The 5,724-nt window shown below is 67.6% G+C and carries 1 protein-coding gene and 1 pseudogene; both read right to left on the bottom strand.

Annotated elements, in window-relative coordinates; genetic code table 11:
- Window positions 1-1,478: condensation domain-containing protein (locus RZR99_RS31840; RefSeq protein WP_456061841.1), on the bottom strand; the 1,478-nt coding region annotated here is incomplete at its 3' end.
- Window positions 1,479-1,725: 247 nt separating this feature from the next.
- A pseudogene (locus RZR99_RS31835) lies at window positions 1,726-5,724 on the bottom strand (amino acid adenylation domain-containing protein); the annotation flags it as partial.

Below are 5,724 nucleotides of genomic sequence, written 5' to 3'. Positions count from 1 at the left end.
GCATAGCTCAGCTGCTGATCCTCGATCACCAGTGCAATGGCGTCCGGACGCTGTTCGACCTGCTGTTCGAACAGCTGGTGGATGCACTGATCCTGCGGATAGGCCGCCTGCGTGTCGTTCCACGTCTTCAGCAACAGATGCCGTTCCTGCGGCGACAGGATTTCCACGGTCGCGACCGGCCGTTCGGCTTGCTCGACCATGGCTTGCAGCATGGCGCGCAGATAGTCCACCTGCCGCTCGATCGTGTCCCGATTGAACAAGGCGGTGGCATAGCCCAGACTGCCTGCGATTTCGTCGCCGTGTTCGGCCAGGCTCAGCGACAGATCGAACTTGGCCATTTCATAGGCGGACTCGGCCAGGGTCACGTCGATGCCGGGCAGCGGCCATGCGCCGACTTCATGGTTTTGCCAGGCGAACATCACCTGAAACAGCGGGGTGTGATCCAGGTGACGCGGGGGATTCACGATTTCCACGACTTGTTCGAACGGCAGATCCTGATGATCTTGCGCGCCCAGCGCCACCCGGCGCACGCGGTCGAGCAACTGGGCGGTATTGGGCGCCTCCGACAGATCGAGACGCAGCGCGAGGGTGTTGACGAAGAATCCGATGAGGGGTTCCACTTCCTGTCGGCCGCGGTTCGCGCTGGGCGTGCCGATTACCAGATCGTGCTGTCCGGAGAGACGGGAGAGGACGGTGCCCCATGCGGCGAGCACGGTCATGAACAGGGTCGCGCCATGCTGTTGGCTTAGTCGTTTGAGCGACCGGGTCAGTTCGGCATCGAAGCGGAGCGGGACGTGTGCGCCGTCAAAGGACTGCTGAGCCGGCCGGGGTCGGTCGGTGGGCAGATCGATGCGCACCGGGGCATCGGCGAGGGTGGTGCGCCAGTAATCGCTCTGGGCGTGCAGGTGATCCTCGGTGAGCCACTGGCGCTGCCAGGCCGCGTAGTCGGGGTACTGGATGTCGAGGGGTGGCAGGGGATCGGCCTGCCCGTCTCGTGCTGCGCGGTAGAGCGTGCTCAGTTCGGGCAGGAGCACGCCGAAGGACCAGCCATCGGAGACGATGTGATGCTGGGTGAGGAGGAAGACGTAGTCCTGTTGAGCGAGCCGGATCAGGCGGGCGCGAATGAGGGGGCCGTGTGCCAGATCGAAGGGGGCGGCGGCTTCTTCGGTGCTGAGTCGAGCGAGCTGAGCCTGAGCGTCGGGCAAGCCGCGCAGATCGTGCCGGGCGAGGGGCAAGCCGGAGTCGGGGGCGAGCAGGCGGACTTCGGGTTGTCCGTCGACGGTGACGAATCGGGAGCGCAGCGCTTCGTGGCGTGCGAACAAGGCGTTCAGGGCGTGTTGCCAGGCGGTTTCATCGAGTGTGCCGTGCAGTTGCAGGGCGAGCGGGATGTGATAGATGTCGCTGACGCCGTCGAGCTGGGAGAGGAACCAGAGTCGTTGCTGGGCGAAGGAGAGCGGCAGGCCGCCGGATCTGGTCACGGGGGTGATGGGCGGCAGGAGGGTGCCGCCTTCGCGCAGGCAGGTGCTGACGGCGTCGGCCAGGGTGAGTAGCGAGGGCGAGGCAAACAGGGAGGCGAGAGAGAGATGGGCACCGAGGGTGGCGATGCGGCTGATCAGGCGCACGGCGAGCAGGGAGNAAGGAGAGCGGCAGGCCGCCGGATCTGGTCACGGGGGTGATGGGCGGCAGGAGGGTGCCGCCTTCGCGCAGGCAGGTGCTGACGGCGTCGGCCAGGGTGAGTAGCGAGGGCGAGGCAAACAGGGAGGCGAGAGAGAGGTGGGCGCCGAGGGTGGCGATGCGGCTGATCAGGCGCACGGCGAGCAGGGAGTGTCCGCCGAGGGCGAAGAACGAGTCGTGACGGCTGATGCGTTCGACGCCGAGCAGGTCGGACCAGATTGCCGCGAGGGCGGTTTCGATCTCGCCTTGGGGTGCTTCGTAGTGCTGGTGAGCGAAAGCCTCGTCGGAAGGCGCGGGGAGCGCCTTGCGGTCGAGCTTGCCGTTGGCGGTCAAAGGCAAGCTATCGAGTTGGACGAAGGCGGCGGGCACCATGTAGTCGGGCAGACGCTGGCTGAGGAATGCCTGCAAGTCGGCGGCGAGTTGCGGTTCGGGGTGCGCCACGTCATTGGCGACCAGCAGCAGGTGGGCGTCGTGGCCGCGCGCGAGGAGGCAGGGGTCCCGGACGGCCGGCTGGTCGCGCAGCCGGGCTTCGATTTCACCGGGCTCGATCCGGAAACCGCGGATCTTGAGCTGATCGTCGCTACGGCCGAGGAAGACCAGATTGCCGTCGGGCAGGTAGCGTGCCCGATCGCCGGTGCGGTACATGCGCGCGCCGGGCTGCTCGGAGAAGGGGTCGTCGAGGAAGCGTTCGGCGCTCAGGTCGGGGCGGTTCAGATAGCCGCGTGCGACCCCCGCGCCGCCGACGTACAGTTCGCCCACCGCGCCGAGCGGCACGGGCTCACCGTGTTCGTCGAGCAGATAGGCGCGGGTGTTGGCGATCGGCCGGCCGATGGTGGGCAACGACTGGGTGCCGTCGAGCACGGCGAGCGTAGCGTCGACCGTGCATTCGGTGGGGCCGTAGACGTTGTAGACGGTCAGATGCGACGCATCGAGCAGCGCTTGCCAGGTGGACGGGCTGATGGCTTCGCCGCCGACCATGAGGCCGAGCGGGGCGGTGGCGTCGGCGAGCCCGGCGGCGAGCAGCATGTCGAGCTGGGTGGGGGTGCAGTCGAGCACGTCCAGCGCGCCGGAGGCGAGGAAGGCCTGCATGGCGCCGGCGTCGCGCCGCAGCGTTTCAGGGATCAGCGTGACCTTGCAGCCGTACAGCAGGGCGGCGATGCCCTGCAGCGACGCATCGAACGCGTAGCTCGCGTTCAGGCCGACGGACGCCTGGCCGGGGACCGGCGCGAACACTGTCCGCGCGAGCGCTTCGGCGAGATTGACGACGTTGCGATGTTCGACCATCACGCCCTTGGGGGTGCCGGTGGACCCGGACGTGTAGATCACGTAGGCGAGGTGGCGGGCGGTGAGGCCGGGCACCAGCGGATCGATGTCGGACGAGGCGGACTCGGCGGGCTGGGGCGTGTCGAGATCGATCACGCTCAGGCGTTCGGGCAGGGCATCGTCCAGAGCCAGCCGTCCCGCGCGGTCGACGAGCAGCAGCGCGGGCGCGGCGTCGTCGAGCACGTAGGCGAGCCGAGCGCCGGGATAGGCCGGGTCGAGCGGGACGTAGGCGCCGCCGGCCTTGAGGATGGCCAGCAGACCGACCACCATCGCCGGACTGCGCTCGACGCAGATCGCCACCCGCGCGTCCGGCGTCACACCCAGCGCGATGAGCCGGTGCGCGAGTCGGTTGGCCCGCGCATTCAGCTCGGCATAGCTCAACTGCTGACCCTCGACCACCAGCGCAATCGCGTCCGGACGCTGTTCGGCCTGCTGCTCGAACAGCTGATGGATACATCGATCCTGCGGATAGGCCGCCTGCGTCGCATTCCACGTCTTCAGCAACAGATGCCGTTCCTCCGGCGGCAGAACCTCCATCTGCCGGACCGGCAACGCCGGAGTCTGCTCGAGCGCCTCGGCGAGACTGACCAGCGCCTGCTCCATGTAGCCGCCTATCCGCGCAGGATCCAGGGGCTGCACCAATTGCACCGTCAGCCCCAGCGCCTGACCGAAATCCTCCACCGAGAGCGTGATCGGATAATTGGTTCGCTCCTGACCGCCGAGGAATTCGATGTCCGATGCGGGCGCCGCTTCGCTCGCGGGCATCGCATTGTGCCGGTAGTTCAGCAACGCACTGAATAGCGGTGCGCCCGCCGGCACCCCGCTGCAGCGCTGCGCCAATGCCAGAGACGCATGTTCATGCGCCAGCAGCTCGGCCAGCCGGGCATGCGCGTCCCGCACGCCGGCCTCGACACCGCGTCCATCCAGATCGAATCGCACCGGCAGTGTGTTGATGAACAGGCCCATCGCCTGATCGTCGCCGGCGCCTGCCTGCATCCGACCGAACAGCACGGTCCCGAACACCACCTGTTGCTGGCCGCTGGCGCGGGACAGTACCTGCGCCCACGCCAGATGACAGAGGCTTGCGAGACTGACCTCGAGGCGCTTGGCCTGTGCGCGCAACCGGTCGTTCAGCGCCTGCGGCAGCATCCGGTGCACCTGTTCCACCTGACTGCCGTCACGATGGACCTCGTCCAGGCCGAACGGCAGCGTCGGCTCGGTGATATCCGCGAGCATGCGGGTAAAGAACCGGGCGTGCTCTTCCTGGCTGATGCCCAGCCGGGCCTGAGCGACCAGATTGCGGAACGGCTGCGGCGCAGGCAACGTCGCGCCCTGTCCGGCCAGGCAGGCCTGCACTTCGGTATGCATGACCTCCAGCGTGGCGTGATCGCCGATCAGGTGATGCCACACTTGCAGCAGCAGCCAGCGCCCATCGCTGTCCTCGGCCGCCACGAAGCGGATCAGCGGGGCTTGGGTCAGGTCCAGACGCGTGTGACGGGGATCGAAGCGCTCGATCAGTTGCCGGGCGAGCGGGCCGGCGGCCGGATCCAGGTCCAGTTCGGTCATCGACAGCGGGGCCTGGCGCCAGACCACCTGCGCCGGCTGCGACAGCCCCTCCCAGACGAAGGCCGTGCGCAGAATGTCATGCCGGTCGACGACCTGCTGGAGCGCGCCGAGGTAGCGGTCCAGCCGGTCTCGATCCGCGAAGGCGAGCTGGCCGACCAGCAGATACGGATCGCCCTCGGTGGTCAGCAGATGGTGGAACAGGATGCCGTCCTGCAACGGCGAGAGCGCATAGATGTCCTGGAGATTGGCCAGGCCGCCCGGGACCTGGTCCACGATTCGATCGATCTCGTCTTGGCTGAGGTCGATCAGCGGTAACAGATCGGGGGTGAGGACGGTGGTGTCCGGGCCGAGCAGGTTGGGCGGAACGCTGATCTCCCGGTGTTGGCCCAGGCTCTGAGCCAGTCCGCTGAGGCTGGGTGACTGGAACAGATCGCGAATTGCCAGACCGAGGCCGAGACGACGCACGCGTTCGATCAGGCGCACGGCGAGCAGGGAATGTCCGCCGAGGGCGAAGAACGAGTCGTGGCGGCTGATGCGTTCGACACCGAGCAGGTCGGACCAGATTGCCGCGAGGGCGGTTTCGATCTCGCCTTGGGGTGCCTCATACACGCGTCGGGCAAAGGCTTCGTCATCGGGTGCGGGCAACGCGCGGCGATCGAGCTTGCCGTTGGCGGTCAAAGGCAAGCTATCGAGTTGGACGAAGGCGGCGGGCACCATGTAGTCGGGCAGACGTTGACTGAGGAATGCGTGCAGGTCGGCGGCGAGTTGCGGGTCGGGCTGCGCCACGACATAGGCGACCAGCCGCAGGTCGGCGTCGTGGCCGCGAGCGAGGACGCAGGCATCCCGGACGGCCGGATGGTCGCGCAGCCGGGCTTCGATTTCACCGGGCTCGATGCGGAAACCGCGGATCTTGAGCTGATCGTCGCTACGGCCGAGGAAGACCAGATTGCCGTCGGGCAGGTAGCGTGCCCGATCGCCGGTGCGGTACATGCGTGCACCGGGCTGTTCGGCGAAGGGGTCGTCGAGGAAGCGTTCGGCGTTCAGGGCGGGCCGGTTCAGATAGCCGCGCGCGACGCCCGCGCCACCGACGTACAGTTCGCCGACGGCGCCGAGCGGCACGGGTTGGCCGGACTCATCCAGCAGGTAGATTCTGAGATCGGG

Origin of the sequence: Burkholderia alba, from assembly GCF_034721475.1 — a bacterium.
GTDB classification, from domain to species: Bacteria; Pseudomonadota; Gammaproteobacteria; order Burkholderiales; family Burkholderiaceae; genus Burkholderia; species Burkholderia alba.
The sequence above is the reverse complement of the archived record's forward strand: the minus strand, read 5'-3'. Positions and strand labels throughout refer to the sequence as shown.